General features: G+C 27.4%; 25 protein-coding genes. 19 read left to right on the plus strand and 6 right to left on the minus strand.

Annotated features, from left to right (window positions below; translation table 11 throughout):
* Positions 1-181: 181 nt before the first annotated feature.
* Together BP997_RS00990 and BP997_RS00995 are read left to right on the plus strand one after the other, a co-directional pair.
* Positions 182-1489, plus strand: coding sequence for a hypothetical protein (locus BP997_RS00990; RefSeq protein ID WP_413828661.1), 1308 nt, complete (start codon positions 182-184; stop codon positions 1487-1489).
* 25 nt (positions 1490-1514) lie between these two features.
* Complete coding sequence (locus BP997_RS00995) at positions 1515-2228, plus strand: metal-dependent hydrolase (protein ID WP_413828663.1); 714 nt, start codon at positions 1515-1517, stop codon at positions 2226-2228.
* Positions 2229-2253: 25 nt separating this feature from the next.
* Here BP997_RS00995 and rqcH read toward each other — a convergent pair whose 3' ends face one another.
* Positions 2254-4260: a ribosome rescue protein RqcH gene (gene rqcH / locus BP997_RS01000; protein WP_409197772.1), complete on the minus strand. Its 2007-nt coding sequence runs from the start codon at positions 4258-4260 to the stop codon at positions 2254-2256.
* A 404-nt stretch (positions 4261-4664) separates the two neighbouring features.
* Here rqcH and BP997_RS01005 point away from each other — a divergent pair, with 404 nt between their 5' ends.
* The 9 genes from BP997_RS01005 (at position 4665) to BP997_RS01045 (ending at position 13073) form a co-directional block, all read left to right on the plus strand.
* Positions 4665-4955, plus strand: coding sequence for a hypothetical protein (locus tag BP997_RS01005; protein WP_409197771.1), 291 nt, complete (start codon positions 4665-4667; stop codon positions 4953-4955).
* Positions 4956-5350: 395 nt separating this feature from the next.
* A complete protein-coding gene (locus tag BP997_RS01010; RefSeq protein ID WP_409197770.1) occupies positions 5351-5560 on the plus strand; it encodes a KTSC domain-containing protein in 210 nt (69 codons plus the stop codon).
* Between the two features lie 153 nt (positions 5561-5713).
* On the plus strand, positions 5714-6223 hold the full coding sequence (locus tag BP997_RS01015) for a hypothetical protein (RefSeq protein ID WP_409197769.1): 510 nt from the start codon (positions 5714-5716) through the stop codon (positions 6221-6223).
* A 132-nt stretch (positions 6224-6355) separates the two neighbouring features.
* Complete coding sequence (locus BP997_RS01020) at positions 6356-7195, plus strand: N-acyl homoserine lactonase family protein (protein WP_413828253.1); 840 nt, start codon at positions 6356-6358, stop codon at positions 7193-7195.
* A gap of 138 nt (positions 7196-7333) precedes the next feature.
* Positions 7334-9313 carry a tRNA guanosine(15) transglycosylase TgtA gene (gene tgtA, locus BP997_RS01025; protein WP_409197767.1) on the plus strand — a complete coding sequence of 660 codons (1980 nt, stop codon included), beginning with the start codon at positions 7334-7336 and terminating at the stop codon, positions 9311-9313.
* A gap of 50 nt (positions 9314-9363) precedes the next feature.
* On the plus strand, positions 9364-9714 hold the full coding sequence (locus tag BP997_RS01030; RefSeq protein WP_413826100.1) for a nascent polypeptide-associated complex protein: 351 nt from the start codon (positions 9364-9366) through the stop codon (positions 9712-9714).
* Positions 9715-9752: 38 nt separating this feature from the next.
* Positions 9753-10493 carry a metallophosphoesterase family protein gene (locus BP997_RS01035; RefSeq protein ID WP_409197765.1) on the plus strand — a complete coding sequence of 247 codons (741 nt, stop codon included), beginning with the start codon at positions 9753-9755 and terminating at the stop codon, positions 10491-10493.
* A 344-nt stretch (positions 10494-10837) separates the two neighbouring features.
* Entirely contained in the window at positions 10838-11869 is a 1032-nt protein-coding gene (locus tag BP997_RS01040) for an NYN domain-containing protein (protein WP_409197764.1), read from the plus strand.
* Positions 11862-13073, plus strand: a complete 1212-nt coding sequence (locus BP997_RS01045; RefSeq protein ID WP_409197763.1) for a hypothetical protein — start codon at positions 11862-11864, stop codon at positions 13071-13073. Before BP997_RS01040 ends, BP997_RS01045 begins: the two co-directional genes overlap by 8 nt.
* A 27-nt stretch (positions 13074-13100) precedes the next feature.
* On the opposite strand, the gene BP997_RS01050 is transcribed toward BP997_RS01045, so the two are convergent.
* A complete protein-coding gene (locus BP997_RS01050) occupies positions 13101-13298 on the minus strand; it encodes a hypothetical protein (protein WP_409197762.1) in 198 nt (65 codons plus the stop codon).
* A gap of 553 nt (positions 13299-13851) precedes the next feature.
* On the opposite strand from BP997_RS01050, the gene BP997_RS01055 reads away from it, so the two are divergent.
* Together BP997_RS01055 and argJ are read left to right on the plus strand one after the other, a co-directional pair.
* Complete coding sequence (locus BP997_RS01055; RefSeq protein WP_409197761.1) at positions 13852-14091, plus strand: hypothetical protein; 240 nt, start codon at positions 13852-13854, stop codon at positions 14089-14091.
* Positions 14092-14473: 382 nt separating this feature from the next.
* Positions 14474-15718, plus strand: coding sequence for a bifunctional ornithine acetyltransferase/N-acetylglutamate synthase (gene argJ / locus BP997_RS01060; protein ID WP_409197760.1), 1245 nt, complete (start codon positions 14474-14476; stop codon positions 15716-15718).
* A 38-nt stretch (positions 15719-15756) separates the two neighbouring features.
* On the opposite strand, the gene BP997_RS01065 is transcribed toward argJ, so the two are convergent.
* Positions 15757-16410 carry a hypothetical protein gene (locus tag BP997_RS01065; protein WP_409197759.1) on the minus strand — a complete coding sequence of 218 codons (654 nt, stop codon included), beginning with the start codon at positions 16408-16410 and terminating at the stop codon, positions 15757-15759.
* 868 nt (positions 16411-17278) lie between these two features.
* Between BP997_RS01065 and BP997_RS01070 the strand changes: the two genes are divergently transcribed.
* Entirely contained in the window at positions 17279-18112 is an 834-nt protein-coding gene (locus tag BP997_RS01070) for a hypothetical protein (RefSeq protein ID WP_413828666.1), read from the plus strand.
* Positions 18113-18260: 148 nt separating this feature from the next.
* On the opposite strand, the gene BP997_RS01075 is transcribed toward BP997_RS01070, so the two are convergent.
* Entirely contained in the window at positions 18261-18869 is a 609-nt protein-coding gene (locus tag BP997_RS01075; protein WP_409197757.1) for a class I SAM-dependent methyltransferase, read from the minus strand.
* A 190-nt stretch (positions 18870-19059) separates the two neighbouring features.
* On the opposite strand from BP997_RS01075, the gene argB reads away from it, so the two are divergent.
* A complete protein-coding gene (gene argB, locus BP997_RS01080; RefSeq protein ID WP_413828668.1) occupies positions 19060-19935 on the plus strand; it encodes an acetylglutamate kinase in 876 nt (291 codons plus the stop codon).
* A gap of 14 nt (positions 19936-19949) precedes the next feature.
* Here argB and BP997_RS01085 read toward each other — a convergent pair whose 3' ends face one another.
* Together BP997_RS01085 and aksF are read right to left on the minus strand one after the other, a co-directional pair.
* On the minus strand, positions 19950-21452 hold the full coding sequence (locus BP997_RS01085; RefSeq protein ID WP_413828670.1) for a class I adenylate-forming enzyme family protein: 1503 nt from the start codon (positions 21450-21452) through the stop codon (positions 19950-19952).
* A gap of 21 nt (positions 21453-21473) precedes the next feature.
* Positions 21474-22472: a homoisocitrate dehydrogenase gene (aksF, locus tag BP997_RS01090; RefSeq protein WP_409197754.1), complete on the minus strand. Its 999-nt coding sequence runs from the start codon at positions 22470-22472 to the stop codon at positions 21474-21476.
* A 182-nt stretch (positions 22473-22654) separates the two neighbouring features.
* Between aksF and BP997_RS01095 the strand changes: the two genes are divergently transcribed.
* The 4 genes from BP997_RS01095 to BP997_RS01110 all read left to right on the plus strand — a co-directional run bounded on the left by BP997_RS01095 (position 22655) and on the right by BP997_RS01110 (position 25646).
* On the plus strand, positions 22655-23134 hold the full coding sequence (locus BP997_RS01095; protein WP_413828672.1) for a HEAT repeat domain-containing protein: 480 nt from the start codon (positions 22655-22657) through the stop codon (positions 23132-23134).
* Positions 23135-23448: 314 nt separating this feature from the next.
* Positions 23449-24036, plus strand: a complete 588-nt coding sequence (gene pdxT / locus BP997_RS01100; RefSeq protein ID WP_413827470.1) for a pyridoxal 5'-phosphate synthase glutaminase subunit PdxT — start codon at positions 23449-23451, stop codon at positions 24034-24036.
* The gene (locus BP997_RS01105; protein ID WP_409197751.1) at positions 24024-24938 is read left to right on the plus strand and encodes a class II glutamine amidotransferase; all 915 of its coding nucleotides are present in this window, start codon (positions 24024-24026) and stop codon (positions 24936-24938) included. Before pdxT ends, BP997_RS01105 begins: the two co-directional genes overlap by 13 nt.
* A 15-nt stretch (positions 24939-24953) precedes the next feature.
* Entirely contained in the window at positions 24954-25646 is a 693-nt protein-coding gene (locus BP997_RS01110) for a tributyrin esterase (protein ID WP_413827473.1), read from the plus strand.
* Positions 25647-25658 lie beyond the last annotated feature (12 nt).

A 25658-nucleotide genomic window follows, 5' to 3' on the forward strand; every position in this document is an offset into this window, starting at 1 on the left:
AAAATTATAGGATATTTAATATAATCATTTTATTACAATTATACAAACTAACCCTATTTAGTATAATAAATAAAAACACATACACAAATTTTAAAATAATTAAACTTTTAATTTTATAAAAAAAATTTTAGGGGAAAACTTTAATAAATATTAAATAATATTTTATGGTGGTAAAAGAAGAATGGATGAAATGAATCAAATATTTAAAGGAATTTTACTCGCCGCTATAGGTTTAATTGTTATATATGAATCAGTAATCTACAGTTTATTAGATATTATTCTACTATTAGGATTATTAATGTTATTTATTGGAATAATAATGTTAATATCAATTTTTATACCAAAGGGTTCTAATCAAAATGAATTAATAACAAAAACTAAACACTCTTTAAGTAATAAAAAAAACAATTTAACTTCCGAAACAAGATCTATAGCATCCTTAGATGACTCATATAATAATGAATCAATATTCACAACTATAAACAGACAATTTGCTGAAAGATTCACCAATCCGGAATATAATTCAAAAGCAGTATTACGCTCAAACCCTCAAGTTTGGGACGAACCCTCATATAATTATGAAGAACCCGAAGAAGACTCAAATTCTAGAAATATTTCCCTATCACCATCTAAACAAAATAAATCTAGAAAAAATAATCTTAATAAAATTGGTATGATACCAAAAGGATATAAAAAACATCCACCTGCAAGACAATTTAACTTCACTCCAAATTACGAAAAACCAATGAAAGTCACACGTAAACCCAAAAGAAGAGAAGTCCCATTAAATTATGAAAATGTTGAAACCCCAGTTTATCAAGAACCTATTCCTGAGACAATAACCCCAGTTTACGCAGAAGAATATGAAAACCTTCATGATGAAGAAACAAGTACTCAACCATCAATTGTCTCTAATGTGAATAATCATAAAATAACTGATGATACTTATAATGTTATACCTAAAAATACAAAATCCACAGAACTATCAGATTTCATTACAGAAAAAAATCAAAAAATAGAAAAAACAAAACATTCTAAAGTTAAAAAAGGATCCAGATTACGGAAAAGCTATGTAATATGTAATCAAGGAATAATGACTTCAGAAAATGCTTTCGAATTAATAGGAAAACATGCAAAATCTGAAATATTTTTAGAAGTACCTTCCTTAAAAGAGTTAAATAGTAGTTTTTTAGCTAATATTTGTAAGCTAAATACAAAATTAATTATTCAAGAATTTAATCTTAAAGATACTTCATACATATTATTAATATCAGCATTAATTGAAGATGGTGTGAAAGTAAAACTTTTACCAATAGTAAACACCTTTAACTTAATAAGTGATGACTCTTATGCATTAATAATTTCTAATGGAGAAGATCAAATAGATTTTGATTATGGTGCAGTTTATACTGACATACAATCTATTAATTTAGTTAAAGATAACTTTAATAAATCATGGGAGTTAGCCCATAATTTAGAAAATAAGTAAAAAAAATTTATATTAGGTGATAAAAATGGAAATAACATGGTTAGGTCATTCAACCTTCTTAGTAGAATCTAATGAAGGTGTAAAAATCTTAATAGATCCATTCATAAGTAATAATCCAGCTTGCCCAATTCCAGTTGAAGAAATAGAAGCAGACATTATTTGTGTTACTCATGGACACAGTGATCATTTTGGTGATGCAATGGAATTATCTCATAATTTAAACTGTCCAATAATATGCATACATGAAATTGGATTATTCTTAGCAAAACAAGGAATAAATAAAGTTAGTATGAATAAAGGAGGTTCACTTGTTCTTGAAGGCATAAAATTCACAATGTTAGATGCTAAACATTCAGGAGCATTAGATATTGTAGAAGAACCAGTTGCTGGTGGAGAACCTGCAAGTTTCTTAATAACAATGGAAAATGGTGAAAAATTATTCCATGCTGGAGATACAGCATTATTTGGAGATATGAAAACTATTATAGGCGAAATTTATAAACCTGATGTTGCTATTTTACCTATAGGGGATAAATTCACAATGGGGCCTTTTGAAGCAGCATTAGCTACTATGTGGATTAATCCAAAATATGTTTTACCAATGCATTACAATACTTTCCCTGCTATAGAACAAGATCCTGCAGTGTTTAGTAATTTTGTAACACAATTAAATCCAAAAATAGAAACAATAGTTATTAATCCTTTAGAAACATTTGTCCCGGAATTAAAGGATGAATAATACTATTTTTTTTCAAATCTCTTTTTTATTTTTTCATTAAACGATATTGTATTTCTCTTGGATCAATAATATCACATTTACCACTAGGTAAAACTCTTACAACATCATCTATGCCTAAAATATTTTCTTTATCAATTTTACTTAAGATTTTTTTAGCTATTGCTTCTTTTTTAATGTGTCCGGGTTTTAATGCTACAAAATTATCACAATATTTATTCACAGCTTCAATAGGTCCAGCCATTATACGTTTGCCCTCATAATCCACAATTCCCACTGCTAATTCAAGATTTGCATTTCTAATATAATTTCTATGTCCACGTATTATGAAAGAACCTTTAGGTACATATTCTCCAGATTCTGGTGTTTTACTTACTTGGCTTGGTGATACATAGTATACATCTTGGTTACTATAACCTTCAGACCATGCACTAGAATAAGAAGCTGCAAAAATTCCGGCTTCTTTTATAGCTTGATTTGTTAATTCTTCACCTTTTAAGCGTATACTAATTGAAGGTGCACCATGAATATCACAATGTAGGTAAATATCATTATTATCTAAATATTTTTTAACTACAGTTTCATTAGTATTAGCATCACGACCTCCAACTACAAGGAAACCATCGCTTGATAAGAACCATCTTAACTTTTCAAACCATTTTAATTCTTTTTTAACACGTTTTTGGGTAACATTCACTTTTTCCATAGCAACAGTTTTGCGTTCACGTATATCCTTTAATTGTTTGCGTGTATTTTCTATTGCAATATTTGCCCCATTAATTTTATGTTTTGCTTTTTTACTCTTTTCATAATAAATTTCAGCATTATCATTTAAACTTTTTTTACAATCTATGTTAATATGAGTATCTTCTAAAATTAAGGTCATAGTTCCTAATTTATCCATAGATTCAAAAATGTTTGAATCTTTTAATCCACTTTTTTTAGCTTTTTTTAAAGTATTGTTAATTTGTTTCCAAGAATATTCTTTGTCTCGTGCATTAAGAATTACTTTTTGTAAAGATTCAATTTCAGTATAATGGGAATAAATTAATTCTCCTTTATGTTGGCATGTTTCTATAGTTTCATGGAAACCTTCTAATGTTTCTTCCTGTAATTTTAATCTTTTTTCAAATTTCCCTACTTTTTTATTCCATGCACGTTCTTGAACACTTGTAATCTCTTTATTAACTTTGCTACTGTAAAATTCGTCTGCAGCTTCATTAAAGGTTTTAAATTCAGTTTTTTCCATATTTTGATATTTGCCTAAATTTAATGGTACTAAGTACTCTTTTTTCTTATCTGATTTTTCCTCTTTATCAATTTGAGGCTTAAAAGCGTCTTCTTTTAAAGGTTTAAAAGTATTAGTTAATGCATTATATAATTCTTCAACATCATCATTATTTAAATTAGAACATTCTGTGTTTTTATCAATATTTGTGTGGGATATAATTTCTTCTGCATATAAACTACCTAAACCGTTACGTGCAAGGGTACGGACAATATCACTGTCACTGTATCTTATTAAATCGTTGAATTCTAATAAATTAATTGTTATGGGGTTCATACCATGTTTGGCGGGAAATTCATAATTTTTTTTACTTGAAATATCTCGATTACCTACATGTTTACGTTTTAATGGTAAAATAATATTATTTTCTTCATCTAACAAGATTATATTACCTTTATCAAATAATTCTACGATTAATGTGTAAACTTGTTCTTTTTGCATTTTAATTTCAACAACACGATCAAATTCGTGTTGTTTTATACTAATAACATTTGCACCTTTAACTCGTTTTCTTAGTAACATTGGAAAACTAGGAGGAGTTAATGGGTTTTCTAATGGGTATTGGCTAATATGTAAACGAACTCCGGCTTGCATTACAAGGTCTACACGACCATATCCGGCTTTATGAAACCTCATTACAACAGTATCATCAGTTGGTTGAAAAGATTTATCAACTCTTGCACCTGTTAATAATTTGTTTAATTCATAACTTATTGTATACACATCAACATTTGACATAGTTTTCATATTAAAACATCATTCCTTTAAAATAAATTAACTATTATTATTTATGATTTTTTAAATATTTTAAGATTTACCTTAAACCTATTAATACATATTTTAAAAAAATTTATCTATACTAAAAATCAAAATACCTTTTAATTATTCTTATACTTATCATGTAATATTTATTAATTATAATATGTAAAATTAACAAGTAATGTTTTACACTGAATTTAAGTAATTTAAAATAAACCCATATACATCATTATATTAAAAAAACTTATTAAGTAAAAATTTTTTTAAATTCTTTATAAACTTAAATACTAGGTAAAAGTAAATATAATAATAATAAAAAATTATAGATTATATATAATTTCTAATTCTTAAAAAAATTTATATTAAATATTTACAATAATCGGAATGATAAAATGGATAACACAGTTAAAGTAACATCAATACATCTCATATTTGCAATAGTGGCAGCATTATTATCCTCTGCACTTACAATAGGATGGTTTGGATTCACAAATCCAGTCATAGCAGCTTTAGTAGGAATAGTTCTACTATATATTACAGGACAATTATGTAATAAAATTTTTGCTGATGATGAAGAATTAAAAGGTTTCACTAAATGGTTATGGGATGGTATAGTACCATTCATTTTCTGTTGGTTCCTTGTATGGACTTTATTATTTAATTATTTAGGTTTACCACATTAAATTAATTATTTAAAATTTTAAACCCTATAAATTTCATCATTTACTCTTTTTTTCACTTTATTTTTAAAATATTCTAATTTTTATATAATACCTTTTTTTATACTATTTCCCCTATTTTTTGGGAGAATTATATATACTGTAGATAACATATATAATAAATAGAAGATTAAAAGAAAAAGATTATTAAAATTTCAAGTTTTGATTATTTTATTGTTTTTTTAGCTGAAAATTTTGATTATTATTTTATCTATAAAAATTTTTTTTAGATTTTTTCTTTTTTTAGCTTAGGCTTTAAAATGATTAGTTTGTTGGTTTTTTAACTAACAAATTATATTTGGATAATCTTTTCTTTTTAAGTATTTAATTAAAAATTTATAATATGAGGTGTTTTTAATATGGAACGTTGTCCTATTGAATCTAAAGATTTATGTGCTGTTGGTTATGATGAAAACAGTAAGGTTCTTGAAGTAGAATTAAAGGATGGGGATGTTTATCACTTTGCTCGTGTTCCGGTTAAGGTTCATACTAAATTGATGAATGTTGATGATAAAGAAACATATTTTGATCGTTATGTTAAGAATAATTATCCTCACCGGAAAATTTAATTTTTAATTTATAAACTTTTTTTCCTAATTTTTTTAAGATTTTTTTTACTTTAATTTTTAATACAAAAGATTTATATGTATGTAAGTACTTACTTACATTATAGTTATTTTTTAAAAATTATGAAAAAATTTAATAAGTGGTGAAATAACAAAATGAAAAAATGGCTAAAAATTATAATCATAATACTCGTAATACTACTATGTGTAGGCGTAATTTATGGAGCAATATCTGTTAATAACAAAGATGCCGAATGTGACTCATTTTCAATACAAATGCCTCATGACTATAGTGTAATATCAACATCAGATAGGGCAATTTCTATAGAAAATAACCAATTCACAAGCAGTATATTCAAAATTAATAAATTAAATGATAATAATACAACATATATTAAAACAGCATCTAATGGTGAATTTGTTAACGGTTCCAAAGTTCTAAGTACAAATACTCTTGACATGGCAAGTGATAACTTTACCAATTTCACAATACAAAGAACAGAAATTACAAATAAAGACGAATACCAATTATATGCAGAATTTGTAAAAGATGATGTAAAGTATAGTATTACAAGAACATATACAAATGAAAACTCATTTAATCAAAGTGCAGATAGTGATCTTGGGACAATATTAAACCTTGCAGTATCAATAGATAAAAAATAAACCAAATTATATATTTTTTTTATTCTTTTTTTTAAAACCTTCAAAAACATTAAACTATTTTTAAAAAATATTTTAAATCTAAAAACAAAACATATAAATAATTAAATTATTAAAATCAGGATTTAAAAATTTATGTCAAACATAAAAATACATGTATTTCACTGTGGAAAAGTATGTGTAGCACCAGATATACCATTCGGTGGAGAAAAAACTAACATCATAAAAGCTTCAGGATTATTAACACCTAAAAGTAAACGATTATGGCTACCAGTATCAGCATATCTCATAGAATACGAAAACTATAAAATACTTGTTGACACTGGATGGAGTCGTGAAGTAAGCCCCCAAGGTCTTTATGATAAAAAAGCTCAAATAAATCACATGTCCAGAATATTATACAAAATAAACCAAGCAATAATACCTAAAGGACAAACAATTGACGAACAATTAAAAAATATAGGAATAAAAGCACAAGACATTGATTATGTATTATTAACACACCTTGGCTGTGATCATGTAAGTGGTATTAAAACCCTTAAAAATGCAAAACACATATTAGTATCAAAAGATGAACTTAAATTCGCTCAAAAAAATAGATTAAGATATACAAAAACTATGTGGGAAGGAATCAATTTAGAACAATTCAATTTTAAAGATACAAATGATGGACCATTCCATAAATCTTACGACCTATTAGGAAATGAGGTTATAAAACTCATAAAAATACCAGGTCACTCAGATGGACTATTTGCCGTAAAAATTACATATAACAATAAGTTTGTATTATTATATTTAGACGGTGGATATGCGAGTAAATCATGGAAAGAAATGATATTGCCTGGAATATCTAGTGATAAAGAAAAACAATATAAATCACTCCAATGGATAAGAGATATGAGTTTAAATGAAAATTGCATAGAATCTTTAGCAAATCATGACTCTGATATAAAACCTCATATAATAACATTTTAATAAAAAAAAATTTTATTTAACAATTTTTTTAAATAAGCTATTTAAACCAGAAAAAATATAATTATTATAATAATAATACTAATTTTTTTATAAAAATCTTTTTTTTACAATTTAATAAAAAGGGGAATTTTAATATTTATGTTTGAGATTAAAGCTAAAGATAATAGAGGACGTGTTGGAGTATTAAAAACTCAACATGGAAAAGTCATGACACCAGCATTAATGCCTGTGATTCATCCAAGAAAACAAACCATTGATGTAAAGAAATATGGTGCAGATATAGTAATTACAAATGCTTATTTAATCTATAAAGATCCTAAACTTAAACAAAAAGCATTAGATGAAGGATTACATAAGTTAATTGACTTCCAAGGACCTGTAATGACAGATTCAGGTAGTTTCCAATTAAGTGTTTATGGTGATGTTGATATTGGTAATACTGAAGTAATAGACTTCCAAGAACAAATAGGTTCAGATATAGGTACAAGCTTAGATATACCTACAGCACCATATGTAGATAAAGAAGAAGCACGAAAAGATATGGAAATAACAATAAAACGTGCTCAAGAAGCTATAGAATATAGAAATAATAAAAACTATAATCTAAAATTAAATAGTGTAGTTCAAGGATCAACATTTCCAGATTTACGTAGTGAATGTGCAGATAGACTAACAAGTTTAAATGCAGATTTATATCCAATAGGAGCAGTAGTACCATTAATGGAAGGTTATGATTATAAAAACCTTGTAGATGTAGTAATGGCAAGTGTAAAAAACCTACCTGATAACAAACCTAGACATTTAATGGGTGCAGGTCATCCAATGGTATTTGCATTATGTGTAGCAATGGGTTGTGACCTATTCGATTCAGCAGCTTACATATTATATGCTGAAGATGATAGATTACTAACCACTACAGGTACAATAAAATTAGAAAACTTACATGAAATGCCATGCAGCTGTGAAGTATGTAGTAAATACACACCAGATGAATTAAGAAAATTACCTAAAAAAGAAAGAGTAGAATTAATCGCAGCACATAATTTACATGTTAGTTTTGCTGAGTTAAGACGTATACGTCAAGCAATCTATGAAGGTACATTAATGGAACTTGTTGAACTACGTTGCAGAGCACATCCTGCACTACTTGATGCCGTACGAGAACTTGGAAATTATAGTGAAGATTTAGAAAAATATGATCCAAGTGTTAAAAAATCAGCATTCTTCTATACTGGGCCAGAATCACTAAAACGTGCAACTGTAACTAGACACTTAGAAAAATTACGAAATCAACCTAAAAAGAAAGATTTAATAATTTTAGGTGGAGGGCGAAAACCATACAGTAAATATTATCAAGGAAGACTTGGAAGATTCCACACATTAACTGGAAGCCAAGAACAAGTAAATCCAGAAGAAGCAGATTTCATGGTACTAGATATTCCATTTGGTTTAACTCCACTTGATTTAGATGAAACATATCCATTAGCTCAAAATGTTGCACCTAAAATTTTAGATGATGATAGTATTGAATTCTTAATAAACACATTAGCAGAGTTTAGTGAATATTACAATCAAGTATTAATTCATGCAAGACCCGTAAGAGAATATGGTTTGGACCTACCAGAATATGAACACTCTCATGATATCAGATTTAAAAAAGATGATACAAGAAAAATTAAAGCAATAGCAAATTACCAATTCCAATCAGACATAGGGGAACAATTGTTTGATGGTGATTTAAACATTGAAAAAAGTAAAAAAACTGGTAAAATTAGACACATTTATGATGGTGAAGAATTAATTGCTAATATGAGAGCATCTGATGCTAATTTTGTCTTATCTGATGAAGGAGCAAAAAGATTACATAAAAATATAAACTACCCAAATAATAGAGTAGTTGTAGATTCAAGTGTTGAAGAATTCGCACGTGATGGGAAAAGTGTTTTCTCTAAATTTGTAGTAGATATAGATTCTAATATACGTGCGCAAGATGAAGTTTTAATCACCAACTCAAATGATGATTTACTAGCTTATGGTAAAGTATTATTAAACCCTAAAGAAATAAATGATTTTAATACAGGTCAAGCAGTAAAAGTACGTAAAGGATTTAAATTATAAATAGTAAAAAACAATATTATATAATATAATAATTAATTGGATGATAATATATGATGCCTGGAATGAACCCAAAACAAATGAAGAAAATGGAAAGACAAATGAAGAAAATGGGAATGAAAATGGATACTCTTGAAGGAGCAAGAGAAGTAATTATACGATTTGATGAAAAAGAATTAATAATTACTGATCCGGATATAACTTTAATGAATGCTATGGGACAAGAAACCTATCAAATTATAGGGGAAGCAAAAGAAGTACCAATTGATGTTCAATTAGAAATCCCAGATGAAGATATAGAAATGGTTGCAAATACTGCAGGGGTAACTGAATCAGATGCAAAACAAGCATTAGAAGATGCAAATGGTGATATAGCAGATGCAATCCTTAAATTACAAGGATAAATAAAATTTAATTATAAAAAAATTTAGAGGGGATAAAGGTGACATTAATAGCACACATATCAGATTTACATGTAAGTAAAGCAAATTTCAATGAAAAATCTTTCTTACAAATCATGGAAGAAATTAACAATTTAAATCCTGATATGATTATATTAACTGGAGATTTAACTGATGAAGGATACTATCAAGATTTTAAACAAGTATCCAAATATTTAGACATGTTTAATGCACCTTTATTTGCCGTACCGGGAAATCATGATTCACGAAACATTGGATATGAAACATTTGAAGAATTAATTGGTGAACGAAGTTGGAAACTTACCAAAGAAGATGAAATGGTAATAATTGGTTTAGACAGCAGTGCACCAGATGTGAATTATGGGCATATAGGACGAGAACAACAATTTTGGTTAGAAGCACAATTGGAACAAGCTAAAGAAGAAGGATTATTAACTATTGTAGCCCTACACCACCATGTAATACCAATACCACAAACAGGTAGAGAAAGAAATGTTTTAACTGACGCAGGAGACATACTTAAAACATTAATAGACCATGATGTAGATATTGTAATGTGTGGACATAAGCATGTACCTAACCTTTGGAAAATGCATGACACATTATTTGTAAATGCAGGATCTGTGTCAAGTGTTAAATTACGTGGAAAAGATGTGAATAGTTATAATACTTATAATATAACTGATGATTATATTGAAATATTCTTAAATCGTATAGATGGTACTAAAATACCATTTGGCAAATTTAATAGAAAATTGTGAATAATTTATACTTTTTAATATTTTTAAATTTACTCTTTATTTTAATAAAAAACTTCAATAATCTATTTTTCCATTTTTAAATTTTTAAACTAGTTTTCGCCATGAACAAAATATAAATACATGTTAAAGTAATATATTAAAATAATAGTTTAATTTAAAGAATTAAATTTTTATTTTAATTAATCAATATTTTTTTCACAAAAAAAATCAAATATTTAAAAAATTATTTTCTTAAAGAAAATATTTTATAACTAATTAATGAATACTTAAAGATTTTAAAATTTATTAATAATAAATTTTACACTATAAAAAATACAATATAAATTTACAATACGGTGGTCATTTTGAAAATTATTATAGATGCAGCTAATGTGGCTCATTACAAAAAAGGAAATAATGGTAAAGCTAAATTTAAAAATATAATAGCAGCTATCAAAGCATTAGAAAAAGGAAATCATGAATTCCTTATCATAGCGGATGCATCACTCCGTCATAGTATTGATAAAAAAGAAGAATATGAAAAACTTGTCGATGATGGAATTATTGATGAAGTACCAGTAGGAAACATAGCAGACCACTTTATACTTGAAACCGCTGAACAAGAACATGCAAAAGTTTTATCCAATGATAAATACCGAGATTTTGCAGATGAATTTCATGATATTAAAAACATGAGAATACCATTTACAATCAAAGGAGATAAATTAGTACTTGGAAAATCCAAAAAACCTAAAAAAGTTAAAAATCTCCTCCAAAACATTGCAGATGAAATATTAAATGAAATTGAAAGAAAAAGATGGGAAGTTTTCACAGATAAAACAACACAACCATTCAGTCCTTTAAATGTTGCAAAAGCCGCAATACTCCGTTTAGATACCTCTAATGAGAAAACAGTAGGAACACGTATAGAAAATGCATTCCATAGAATGCCAATGTTTAAAAACATAATGGAAATGGTGGATGATGTTGAAACCTCTGCACCATATGTAATCTTTGTATTAGTACATCCTAAAGATTATAAATCAGCAGTACACGACGCAGGAAATATTAGTGTAACAGTGGCTGATCGTTTACACTTAGTTAATAGACCATTAATAGCAGTTCGTAATGATTTATTCGTAAAACCCGGTGAATTTGCATTAAACATAATAGTATCTGATGAAGTAGAAGATATATGTCCATTTAATGTAGAAGTAAGAATTAATTCATATGATGAAATGTTTGTTAAAAACAATTCAAGAAACATTGCAAGTACTATAGCTGCAAGACTCGGATCATGGAAATTTCCATATGTAAGTGTTAAATCAGACATGTTAATGGAAAAACCCGGAGAATTTGACATATATTTAGAAAAAGGAGGAAAACCTGATGGCTGAACACAGCTTAACTAGGTTTTTTTTCAAGTTAATTACAGGTTATGAAGCAATAAGTATAGGAACAAAATACTTTCCAACCACACCATTAGAAACAGAATATGTTGACATGCTCAACTACACTCAAACAGTTTTAATGGAACTTGAAAAAGCAAACATTACAACAGAAAGCATTTTTACTAATCTTGTAAGAGATGTTGGTAAAGAAAATATCCCTGAGATTCATAGTTTCTATGAATTAACTCCTGCAGAAAATGCTGTAGAAGAATATGCATTAGTAAGTAATATTATCATGGGTAGTGATCGTTATCTTTATATTGAATTAAGTAAACCTTCCTATATTATTAAAGAATTTACTGATATTATTCTTAAAGAAAAAGGGGAAATTGTTGAAGAATCTGCTAATGAAATAGTTAGTAAATTACCTAGTAAAAATGATGCTATACGTGTTGCTATTAAATTAATTGGCATAGGTTTAGATAATAAAATAGGGGTACGATCAGCAGTAGGTATGACTGGTGCAGCTGCTATTGAACGTAGTATTAAATTTAATCAAGAAGTGGGAGATGTTTCAGGTATAGCTTTCACTAAACTTGGTGGAGAATATGCTTTAGTTATTGATACTCCATTTAAGTTAGGTCATTCTAAAAGTGTAGATTATAGTTATTATTTATTCATTGATATAATTAATTCTACTAAATTTATTAGTGAAAATGGTCGTAGTAAATTAGTTGAATTGATGACAGGTATTAAAGCTTTTATGGAAGAAGAATGTGAAGGTACTATTGAAGGTTACCGTAAAGGTGGAGATGATTTAATTGCCCAATTTCCAAGTAAAGATTTAGCTATCCGTGCGGGTTTAGATTCAGCATGGTATATTCTTAGTAATGGTGCTAAAGTTAAGATTGGTATTGGTAAAACTAGACGTGAAGCTGGTGAACGTGCTAATATTGCAGAGCAAATTAAGGTTCAAGGTGTTGAACCATTATCTTTAGTAGTATTTGATTTGGCAAATGGTTTATATGCTTATAATATTCCTTCAGATTTTGTTAGAACTATTATAAATTTATTTTTTAACCATAAATCTAAATTGATAAGTTTATTTGTTGTTGTATTCATATTATGTTATTTCTTGTTCCTTTTCAATTTAGGATTTTTAGGATTTTTTGTTGTTTTAATTGCAATGATTTATGCAGTAGCTACTTAAATTAAATCCTTTTTATATTTTTTAAAATTAGTATTCTTTTTCGCTTTTTTCTTTAGCTTCCATAAGTATTTTTGTTACTTGTTTGGAACGTGCTGCTTTATCTAGTTTCCAAGTTAATGATGCATTGTCATCTAGCCAATTGGCTATATCTGATGGTAATGATATGTTCATTCTTGTTTTTTCAGATAATTTCCATTTTCGATCTACATCGTCTTTTTCTATCATATACCTTTAGGTTAGTTTATAATGTATATAATCTTTACGATTTATTTTAATATTTACTTTTGTTTATGTTTACTTTTGTTTATTATTTATACTTTATATATGAATATATATGTTTATGTGTAATTGTTTACACACTCTTTATTTTTATTTTTTAACTAAAAATAAGACATAAACCTATCAGTTTATTTGCAAAAAACCCATTGTTATACCATAAGAAATTTTATAATAAAAAATAATAATTCAATATCTTATTTAGATTAAATTTTCTATTAAAAATATTTTTAAATTAATTAACTGCATTGAAATTTATTTTCCTTATTATTTTTTAATTGTTTGATGTTTTTAGAATAGTTATACTATTTTTTAAATTTTTTTAAAAAATTTTAATACACATATAATTACACACTTACTCACTTAATAAAGTATATATAAGACTATCCATAAAATTTATTAATAGCATTATAACATAAACCAGTTTTAAACATACAAAACATTAAATTATAAAAATGTTACTAATGAAAAGAAAAAATTTACAAATTTATTTGGAGGAATAATGAGATCTAGAAATGAAGCAATAATCGTAATATTATTAGTTTGTTCACTTATTGCATTCGGATTAGGTACAGGTATAGGTATTACAACTGGAATGAACGGCCATAGTCAAGCAGTCCAAGATCAAAACCAACAATTATCAGTAAATGGATCTAATGTTACAAGTGTAAGTAATACAAACTCCTCAGATGAAGTAAACAGTCAAAATGTTCAATCAAATTTACTGTTTATCCTTAAATAAAATATTTTCACATAATAAAAATATAATTATTGGGTAAACTAATTTTATTAAATTTGATTTACCATCAAAAAATTTTTCATATACTATTTTTAATAAAAAAATTACACACCATTTCTTAAAATAAAATATCTAATTTTACAAAATTTCTTATAAAAATTAAAAAAATTATAATCTTAAAATTTATCCTAAATAAATGCTAAAGATAAATTAAAAATTAAGAACCCATAAAAAGAAATAATTTAATGTAATTATAAAAGTTCCAAAAAAAAGTAATTAAAGAACTTACACTTACATTAAAATCATTAAAAAAATAAATTTAATAATAATTAACATTAAATAAAATATTAAATTAAAATTTGTTCATAGGAGAATCTAATTAAAAATGACAATAAATCAATTTAACAAAAATATCACAAAAATCAATGGAGGAATCTGTCAAATAGATGGAGTTAAAGCAAATGGATTCAAAAAAGATAAATACGGTTTAAGTATTATCTATGCTCCAAATAGTACAGCAACGGCAGTATATACTTCTAATAAAATAGTTGCAGCTCCATTAAATTATACTAGAGAAATCATTAAAGATGGAAAAATATCTTTAATCATAGCAAACAGTGGAAACGCTAATTGTTTTACAGGGGAACAAGGAATAATAGATTGTGAAAAAACAGTAAAAATAGCATCTGAAATTTTAAATATTCCTGAAAATGAAATCGCAACAGCATCAACAGGTGTTATTGGAAGAAAAATGCCAATGGATATTTTCACACCAATGATAAAAAAAGTTAGTGCTGAATTAGAACATAGTAATGAAGCTTCTAATAATGCAGCTAAAGCAATAATGACAACAGACACATTTCCTAAAGAATTTGCAGTGGAAGTCACATTAGAAAATGGTAACAAAGTACATATAGGTGGAATGTGTAAAGGAAGTGGAATGATAGCTCCCAATATGGCAACAATGTTATGTTTTTTAGTAACAGATGCGATAATTGACAAACAACATTCTCAAAAAGTTTTAAATGAAGCTATTAAAAAAAGTTTTAATATGGTAATTGTTGATGGAGACGAATCTACTAATGATACTGCAATATTACTTGCAAATGGAAAATCAAAATCAAGTATTATAAAATATGATGGAACCATAGATAAAAATTTCCAAGAAGCATTCAATACAGTATGTATAGAACTAGCTAAAATGATGGCTCGTGATGGTGAAGGAGCAACTAAATTCTTACAAGTAAATGTTGACAGTGCAAAAAATGAAGAAGAAGCTATCAAAGTAGCTAAAACTGTAGTTTCCTCATCTTTAGTTAAATCTGCAATGTTTGGTGGGGATCCAAATTGGGGAAGAATAATTGCTGCAGTGGGATATTCAAACACAACTATGGATCCAGATAAAATCACAATAAGTATTGCATCTGATAAAGATAAAGTTGATCTTGTACGTAATGGTGAAATATTAGCATTTGAGGGAACCTCCTATTTAGATGATGCTGAAAAAATTGTTCAAGCTGAAAATATTTATATTTTCATTGAATTATATCAAGGTCAAGGTTCAGCTACAAGTTATGGTTGTGATTTAACATATGATTATGTTAAAATCAATGCTGAATACACAACATAAAACAAATTTTTTCAATTCATTTTTTTAACTTTCTTTTTTTAAATAATAAATTGTCCTATTACTGGAATATTTTGATACCATTTATCACTACTAGTATCGTATCCTTCACCGTATCCTTCATCATATCCTTCATCATAAGAATCAGCTATCATATCCTCTTGTTCACGTTGATTCAAATATGCTTTATGCGTAGCATTTAAATAATTGTAAAATGTAGATCCACTATATAATGAAGGGGGTGTGCTACTTACTAAACTTTCACCTTCACTTGTTAAACCTGTACTATTTGGTATGTATACACGGACTAAAGATCCATTAGATTCGAAAATAATAACAGTATAATTTCCCATATAATTATTACCACATTCACAAATCAAACAAGGATGTCCACCAATACTAATTTGACTAGAATTTTCTGCTTGATTAATATCATAACCTGCCATATTCATAAAATATTTTGAATCATTATGTACAGTTATACGGAAAATATCACCATTAACAATTTTTTCATAAATAGCAGCATCAGAATAATTACTTAATTGACCATTTAAAAAATCATTTGGAATAGTCATACTAACATTACCTAAAACCATATTACCATCAGATTCACTAGCACTAATAGCTCCAGAAAAAATCAATACACTACAAAATAGTAAAACTAGAAGAATACTTATTTTTCCTAAATTTTTCATTTAATACATTACTCCCCTTTTTATAAAAAAATAATTTAAATTAAATATCACAAAGTATTAAGTAAAACTATTTACTAATATTTATTTAATAATAATTAAAAATATATTTAACATAAAATAATATTTAACATTTATTATTTAATTTCAACAAAATTTGTATAATAATAAAATTTAAAGAGTATTTGATACTATTCCTATAATTCATTAATAAATTCTTTTAAAAGATACTAATTATTAAAATTAATGAGTTAAGTTTATATGTATTAAAAGCTAAAATTATTATATTAAGTTTTTTATATAATATAGAAGCTTATTTTTTTAAATTAACTTTTTTATAAAAATAAAACTCTCAGTATAGACAATTCTATAAAAGTTTTATTTCTTATATTAATAATAAAAATTTTAAAAATTATATTTGCAAAAAATAAAATTAAAGGACGGATTATAATGGCAAAGGTTAAAGGAACAAATAGAAGAACCAGACAAAAAAAAGGATACAGAAAACCTGGAAGTAAAAGAGGAAGAGCTGCAAAACAATCTTGGAAAAAGAGATAAAAAAGATTGAAATAAATTTTTTTTATCATACATGCCATCTTTTTTTTAAAACCAATAATTAATACTTCACCACCCCCTTTTTAAAATACTATTTTTTAGCAATAATTTTATAAGATTTTTTTTTCAATATAAATTAAAAACGAAATAAGTATATTTAAAAAAATAGTAAACAATTATTATAAACACATTTTTTCAACACCAAAAAAAAGAAATTTTAATTCAATAATTAATTTAAAAACTTAAAAATTTTCTTTCAATTATAAAATAAATAAAAACTTTAAAAAAATAAAATTAATTAGAGGTATAAAAAAAATTGACTGATGCAAAAAACAGTTTACATAGAAAACAACCTAAATCAAAACCTCCTAAAAGAAAATTAATATATGCCGTAATAATATTAATAATCCTAATTGGAGGAATTGTAATTTTTTCAGGTAACTTTTTCTCAAACCCTAATTTAGAAAGCACAAGTAATGCTGTAGATACTTCATTAGGTGGAATATTTGAACCATTAGCAAATTTATTACATATTGATACAGATGCAAATCATCCAAATACTACATCAACTAAATTAGGAACTGCTGAGGAAGGTTTTGTAACACTTGAAGGACCATATGGAAACACATCTTCTAAAGTAAAAATAGCATACATTATAGGACAACACCCACGGGAATCTGATTCACATCAAGCACTTGAAAATGCTGTTAAAAATATTTCCGGTGATTGTGAATATCAATATTATATTTACAAAATAAATGTTACAGCAAATAGTAGTGATTTCTCAGAAAGTAGAATGAATGGGCAATTATTAGCTCAACAATTTGTTGTACCTGATGTAGTAAGTAAAGATTATAGTTTAGTGTGTGATATTCATACATCAAATGCATTTTACTTCCCAGATCCATATATCTTCACACCAGGAAGTGCAAATGGAACAAGTCATCAAATAGCTAACAAAATTGTTAAAAATAATAGTTGGTTATACTATTATGAACCTCCTGAATATTCAAGTCCAAAATATTGTACTCAACCAATATTAGAGAATGGAACACCAGCACTTGTATATGAAGCACACGGACAACCTGGTTTAAGTGTACAACAACAATTAACAGATTTAGTAATTACAATAGATAATCTAAAAACATAAAAAAGGTTTTTCTTATTTTTCTATTTAAAAAAATAAGAACTTTTTTTTACATTCTTTTTTTTATAATTTCAATTTTTAAATTAATATCAAAATTAGTAAATTTTTTAATTTTAAAAAAATAATTAAATTGTGGAATTTTTTTTAAAATCTATTTTTGAAAACTTATTAAATAATGAGATTTTCCTTCAGGAATATCTTCACCAACTTCATTATCCACATTTAAGACTTTAAATCCTTCATCACTAAACATTTTTTCAACATCTTCATCACTTACTCTCATTTGGTAAGGAGGTCCATGTCTAACTTCTTGTTTTTTATATTCCATTACATATATTTTTCCTTCAGGTTTTAGAATACGTTTCATTTCTTTAATACTTTCACTACTTTTACGTGCAGCATTAAAGTGATGGAAAACATTTAATAAAAATATTACATCTACACTTTCATCTTCGACTGGTGTTCCTTCAGTAAAATCTGCAAATATTGGTTTTAAATTTTTTATGTTTTGCTCATCTACATCTTTTTGTAAATCTATGATACTTGGTTCATAATTATCTATAGCGATTACTGTTGCATCATCATTTAATAATTTTAATGCTTCCATGCTTATATGTCCATCTCCACATCCAAGATCCATGAAAACTTCATTTCCTTTAAACTTAAAGGATTCTAATATTTCTTTTGCATTTATAAAGCTTTCACTTGAGAATCCTTGTATTCTATGACCATTCTTTGGCATCATATTTGGTTTCGGCATTTTTTATCAATCTTCCATTTTTAATTTAAAATTTAATTAATATTTACTATTTATTCGTTTGTTATTAATATTCATTTCGATAATTTTTTTAATAATATTATAAATAATACATCAAACAAAACCTATTAGTGTTAAAAAATTTGTAATAAAAATTTAATTTTAATATTCAAAAAATTTATAGTGATAAAACATGGAACAAGTAAATATATTAGTTGAAGCATTACCTTACATAAAAAAATTCCATAAACAAAAAATAATGATAAAATATGGAGGTCATGCAATGATAGATGAAATTGCAATGGCTTCTACAGCTAGAGATACAGTACTCCTTAAATATGTTGGAATGGAACCAATAGTAGTTCATGGCGGAGGGCCGGAAATCACTAGAAGCATGAATAAATTAGGAAAAGAACCAAAATTCATCAAAGGACTTAGAGTAACAGATGAAGAAACAATGGAAATTGTGAAAATGGTTTTAGTTGGAAACATAAACACTAATATTGTAAGTAAAATTTGTTTACATGATGGTAAAGGTGTGGGAATTAGTGGAAAAGATAACAAACTCATACAAGCATGTAAAAAACTCCATAAATATCATAATGAAGAAACTGGTGAAATAGAAGAAATAGATTTAGGACTTGTTGGAGAAATAAAAAAAGTCAACCCTGACATATTAAAACTTTTTACTGAAAACAATTACATACCTGTAATATCCCCTATTGGAATAGCAGAAGACGGAACCAGTCTAAATCTTAATGCAGATACTGTAGCTGGAGCACTAGCTAGTGAAGTAGATGCTGAAAAACTAATAATCTTAACTGATGTACCAGGAGTATTAAGAAATCCAAAAAATCCATCAAGTTTAATTCAAAAAATAAAAGTAGAAGAAGTACCAAAACTCATAGAAGAAGGTATAATTACTGGTGGAATGATTCCAAAAATTGAAACTTGTGTAAAAGCAATAAATGATGGTGTTAAATCTGCACATATTATAGATGGTAGATTAAAACACTCTTTACTACTTGAAATTTTCACAACTGATGGTATTGGAACCATGATATATTAATTTATACAAACATTTTATTTTTTTTCTATTTTTTCAGGAGCAAACATTTTAATTAACTCCTTACGTAATAATTTCCAACCATTAACACGAGGAAGTTCATTAGTACTGTAAATTTCACGAGGAACTTTATAACCTGCAATATTATCCTTAGCAAATTTAATTAAACCTTCTTTATCTTCATCATTTTTCCAAATTACTGCTGCAACTGGTAATTCTCCTCGATGACAATCAGGAATACTAAAAACTGCAATATCCTCAACTTCAGGATATTTAATTAATGTTTCTTCAACTTCAGTTGGATAAATTTTCCAACCACTCATATCAATCATATCTTTTTTACGATCAGTAATGAATAAACGATTATCTTTATCTAAATAACCAATATCTCCAGTTAAAAACCAACCTTCTGGGAAAAAACTTTCACGTGTTTCACGTTCCATATTCCAATAACCTTTAGCAACTGCAGGACCACGCAAAGCTATTTCACCATGTTCATATTTATCTAAAGTACTGTAAGGATCATCTTCATCTACAATTTTACATTCACTAAAACATACTGGATGTCCTACACTTTCAAAACGATCTGCTTCAATATAATCTTCTGGACGAATTACTGTACCTGTACCTATTACAATAGTTTCAGATAATCCATAAGCATTTATTATAGGTATACTGTATTGATCTGTGAATTTTTTCCAAATCTTTTTATGTATTGGTCCTCCACCACTAATTATTTCTCTTACACTATCAAGTTTAGATATATAATCACTGTCAAGATTAGTTAAAGTATGTATAACTGGAGGCATACCTGCTAATACAGTTACATATTCATTTTCTATTAATTCTAAATATTTATTTAACTCATATCTTTCCATCATAATATATAAAGCACCTGCACGTAAGGCACTTATTCCCCAACTTATACCTACATGAGCCATTGGATAAATTCCAAGAAATACATCATTTTGTCTTAATTCTAATACATCACATTCATTGTGTATACTTGTAAACCAGTTTCCATGTGTTAACATACTTCCTTTGGGTTTTCCAGTTGTACCTGAAGTATATTGTAGTTGACATAAATCGTCCCAATCAGTAGTTTCTGAGGGTAAAACTTCGGCTTCACGATAATTTTCTATATTTTCTGGTGTGTAAGTTTTTATTCCAATCTTTTCTCCTATTTCTTCACCTTTTAAGTCAGTTATCATTAATCTTGCTTCTGAGTTTTGGCTCATGTATTTTATTTCATTTTCTTTATAAACTCTATTTGTTGGTACGGCTATTGCACCTATTCTCCATAAAGCAAACATACTGAATAAGTATTCAGGTGAACTTTTTAAATAGATTAATACACGATCTCCTTTACCTATTCCTAATTTTTTTAATTCTCTTCCAAGTTCTGATACTATTCCAAGTATTTCTCTAGAATTATATTTAGTTCCTTTTTCGGGACAGTAAAATACATCTTTTTTTAGTCTTTTTGCATTAGCATCTAAAAATGTTGTTATATTAAGCATAATTATCTATTCTCTCTTTTTTTATAATATTTCTTGTAATTTTTTGTTTATTTCTTCTGCAAGTTCCATGGTTTTATTAGATCCACCAAGATCAGGAGTTTTCACTTTTCCTTCTTTTAATACTGTAACTGTGGCTTGTTTTATTTTATCTGCATAATAATCTTGATTTAAGTATTCCAGCATCATACTTATGGTTAATATCATACTTACGGGATTGCTTATATTTTGTCCTGCTATATCAGGTGCACTTCCATGAACTGGTTCAAATAGTCCATTTTCTGATCCAATATTTCCTGAAGGTGCTATTCCTAAGCCTCCTACTAATCCTGCTCCTTCATCTGATAATATGTCTCCAAATAAATTGGTTGTTACTATTACATCAAATCTTTGAGGATCTGTGATTAAATACATTGCTGTTGCATCAACATAAAAATCATTAGCTTTAATTTCTGGATAATTTTTAGCTACTTTGTAGAATGTTTCTTTGAATAGTCCGTCTGTTTTTTTAAGGATATTAGCTTTGTTAACACAGGTAACACTTTTTCTGTCTTCTTTTATTGCTTGTTGGAATGCTAAATCACAAATTCGTTGGCTTGCTTTTTTGGTTATTACTCTTTTTGCAATGGCTCCTTCTTTTGTGGTTTCTTCTATTTGGGAGTATAATCCTTCTGTATTTTCTCTTACTATTAAGAAGTCTACATCATCATAGATTCCTTTTACTCCAGGATATGATTTTACAGGTCTTAAGTTTGCATATACATTGAGTGCTTTTCTTAATTCTATTATTGCACTTTTTTCTCCAGGTATGGATGTAACTGCTCCAAATAATGTTGCATCTGTATTTTTTGCTGATTTTATTGTTTCAGGGGGAAGATTATCGTTTGTTTTTTCGTATAGTTCTTTTCCTGCTTCTTGTGGGCTGTAATCTATATTTAAATCTAATTTGTTTAAGATGTACAGTCCTGCTTCCATTACTTCTTTTCCTATTCCGTCTCCAGGTATTGTTGTTATCTTTTTCATTTTATTATCCAAATTGTTTTTATCTATTATTTTTATATTTTTGTACTTTAAAGTATTTTGTTGTATAGAAAAAATACATTGTTCGTCAAATATCGAAAGGTTTAAATAATCCTTTACATATATTTAAGAAATAGTTATAAATTATATTATAATAATAAAAAAAATAAATAAGGTGATTTTCAATGGAAAAAACAATAGAAGAATTAATACAAGATTTAAAATCAACCGATGAATTTGTAAAAGAAGAAACAATGGGATTATTAGAGTTCAATGCAAAAGAATCCGTTGACCCACTTATAAATGCATTAAAAAGTTCAGATAAAGAAATAAGAAAAGGTGCAGCTCAAGCATTAGGACTTATTAAAGATACTAAAGCAATAGAACCACTAATAAATACATTATCTGATGGAAATAAATTAGTTAGAAGAGAAGCATCAACTGCATTATCCCATATGGGTGAAGCAGCAGTAGATCCATTAATGGAAACTTTAAAAAGTCCAGATTGGAAAGTTCGAGGAGCAGCAGTTTGGGCATTAGGAGCTATAGGTGATTCTAGAGCAGTAGGATCTATAGAAAAATTATTAAATGATGAAAAAAATTTTGTAGTTGTAGGTGCTAGATACGCAATTGATGCAATTAAAAATCCTAAAAAAGAAGAATAAAAAAATTTTTTTACATAACTAACATTTAATTATTCCTATTTTTCACTTTTTTTTACACAATTTTTTAAAATAATTTCATATAAACAAAATTCAACCGGAAGGGATATTCCACCAACTTTATATATAAATAAATATAAAGAAACCATAAGGATGAAAAATATTCATCTCCAAAAAAATATAGACTCAAAAAACATAAAAATCACTTATAAAACAATAAAATAAATAAACAAAAAAAACATAATATATTATTAATCTATTTTTAAAAAAAATATGATAAAAAAATATAAACTTTATATAAAATTCAGTGATTTTTCATGTTAACAATAGGAATTCTCAACTTACAAGGCGCAGTATCAGAACATAAAGATATAACCGAAAAAGCAATAGAAAAAATGGGTATAATAGCCCAAACCAAAAATGTACGATATGCCGACGACCTAAAAGAATGTGATGGACTCATCATATCTGGAGGAGAGTCAACAGTAATAGGGAAAATCTTATTTGAACGAGACCTTGATAAAATAATAAAAGACAAAAAAATACCAATATTCGGAACATGTGCCGGAATGGTATTACTTGCAAAAAAAACAAATTACGAACAACCCATACTAGGAATAATGGACATAGAAGTTGTAAGAAACAGTTTTGGAAGACAAAAAGATTCTTTTGAAACAGAACTCAATATTTTAGGATATAAATACCCTGGAGTATTCATAAGAGCACCAACACTAAAAAACTATGATAAAACCAAAAAAGACATCAAAGTCTTATGTGAAGTAAATAACACAATCGTAGCAATACAACAAGGCCCTAATCTAGCAATGAGTTTTCATCCAGAATTAACTAATGATACAAGATTACATGAATACTTCATAAAGGAGGTTAAAAAATGTGTGGAATAGCAGGAATAGTATACAAAGATAAAAAAATGCACAACATTGGAAACGACATGACAAACATGCTAAATGCACTCCAACACAGAGGACCAGACTCTGCAGGATTTGCATTATACGGAGGATTAGGATTACCAGATGGAGAATACATTTTAAACATACAAATTGATGATGATAATCAAATATCTGATGTAAAAAACATAATACAAAACAACTCATCAATCGCACAAGAAGAAAAAATCCCATCAGTTGACGATACCATAATATACAGATGTCATGTCAATTTGGATAATTTCAAACAACTAAAACCCTTAATCACTAAAGTTGATCAAATAGATGATGTAATAGTTTTAAATGGTTCACATTCATTTGAAATGATAAAAGATGTAGGATCAGTTCTAGAAATTGCAAACAGATATGATACAAGAAGTGTAAAAGGAACACATGCAATAGGACACACAAGATTCTCAACAGAAAGTGCAATAGACAGATTCCATGCACACCCATTCCAAACTTATATCTCAGAAGACGTAACAGTAGTACATAATGGACAAATAACAAATTATTGGAATATAAGAGACCCTCTAGAACGAAAAGGCCACATATTTGAAACATTCAACGATACTGAATGCTTAGTACACTACATTGCAGATAAACTAATCTCAAACTACACCTTAGAAGAAGCATTAGAAGGAGCAGTTGAAGATATGGATGGTCCATTCAGTTTCATAATAGGAACACCTAATGGAATAGGAATAGCAAAAGATAAACTAGGATTAAGACCTGGAGTAATTGCTGAAAATGATGAAAAATTCGCAATAGCATCAGAAGAAGTAAGCCTCAGACAAGTAATCGACACACACAATGTAGAACAAATCTCTCCTGGAGAAGTAAGAGTATACGAAATTTAAAAGGCGGAAATAAATATGAGTGAAAAAACAATTACAATTGACGTATCCAAACTTACATCACGACAAACCAACACAAAAATCAGATATGCAATAGACCATGAAAATGTAGAAAAAATTGTTTTAGAAAACCCAAATGCAATGCATTACCTTGTAAATGGGGTAATTGGAGAATCTCAAGTAATTATAGATGGATCTGCAGGATACTTTGCTGGAAGTATGGTTGATAAATTACAAATACTAATCAAAGGAAACGCAGGATGGTTTGTAGGAGACAACATGACTGAAGGAGAAATCATAGTTGAAGGCTCTGCAGGAGACGGAGCAGGTCAAGGAATTTATGGTGGAACTGTAGTAGTTAAAAAAGGTGTTGGAGCCCGTACTGGAGAAATCATGAAAAATGGAACCATCATAATAGGTGGAAACTCAGGATTCATGACAGGAATTTTCATGATGGGAGGAAAAATAATAATCCTCGGAGATGTAGGTGAAGACTTAGCAGAATCCATTGTAAATGGAGAAATATATGTTCTAGGAAAAATAGAAAGTCTAGGAAAAAATGCATTTCAAATGAAAGCAAAAGACGAAGATATAAAAGAATTAAAAACAATTCTCAATAAATATGATTTTAACCTATCTAATGAAGATTATAAAAATTTTAAAAAAATCATACCACAAAGTAAAAGACCATTTTTCCATAAAAAAGACTAAGGAGGGAAAAAT

Origin of the sequence: Methanobrevibacter sp. UBA412, from assembly GCA_002495685.1 — an archaeon.
Classification (GTDB): Archaea; Methanobacteriota; Methanobacteria; order Methanobacteriales; family Methanobacteriaceae; genus Methanobrevibacter_A; species Methanobrevibacter_A acididurans.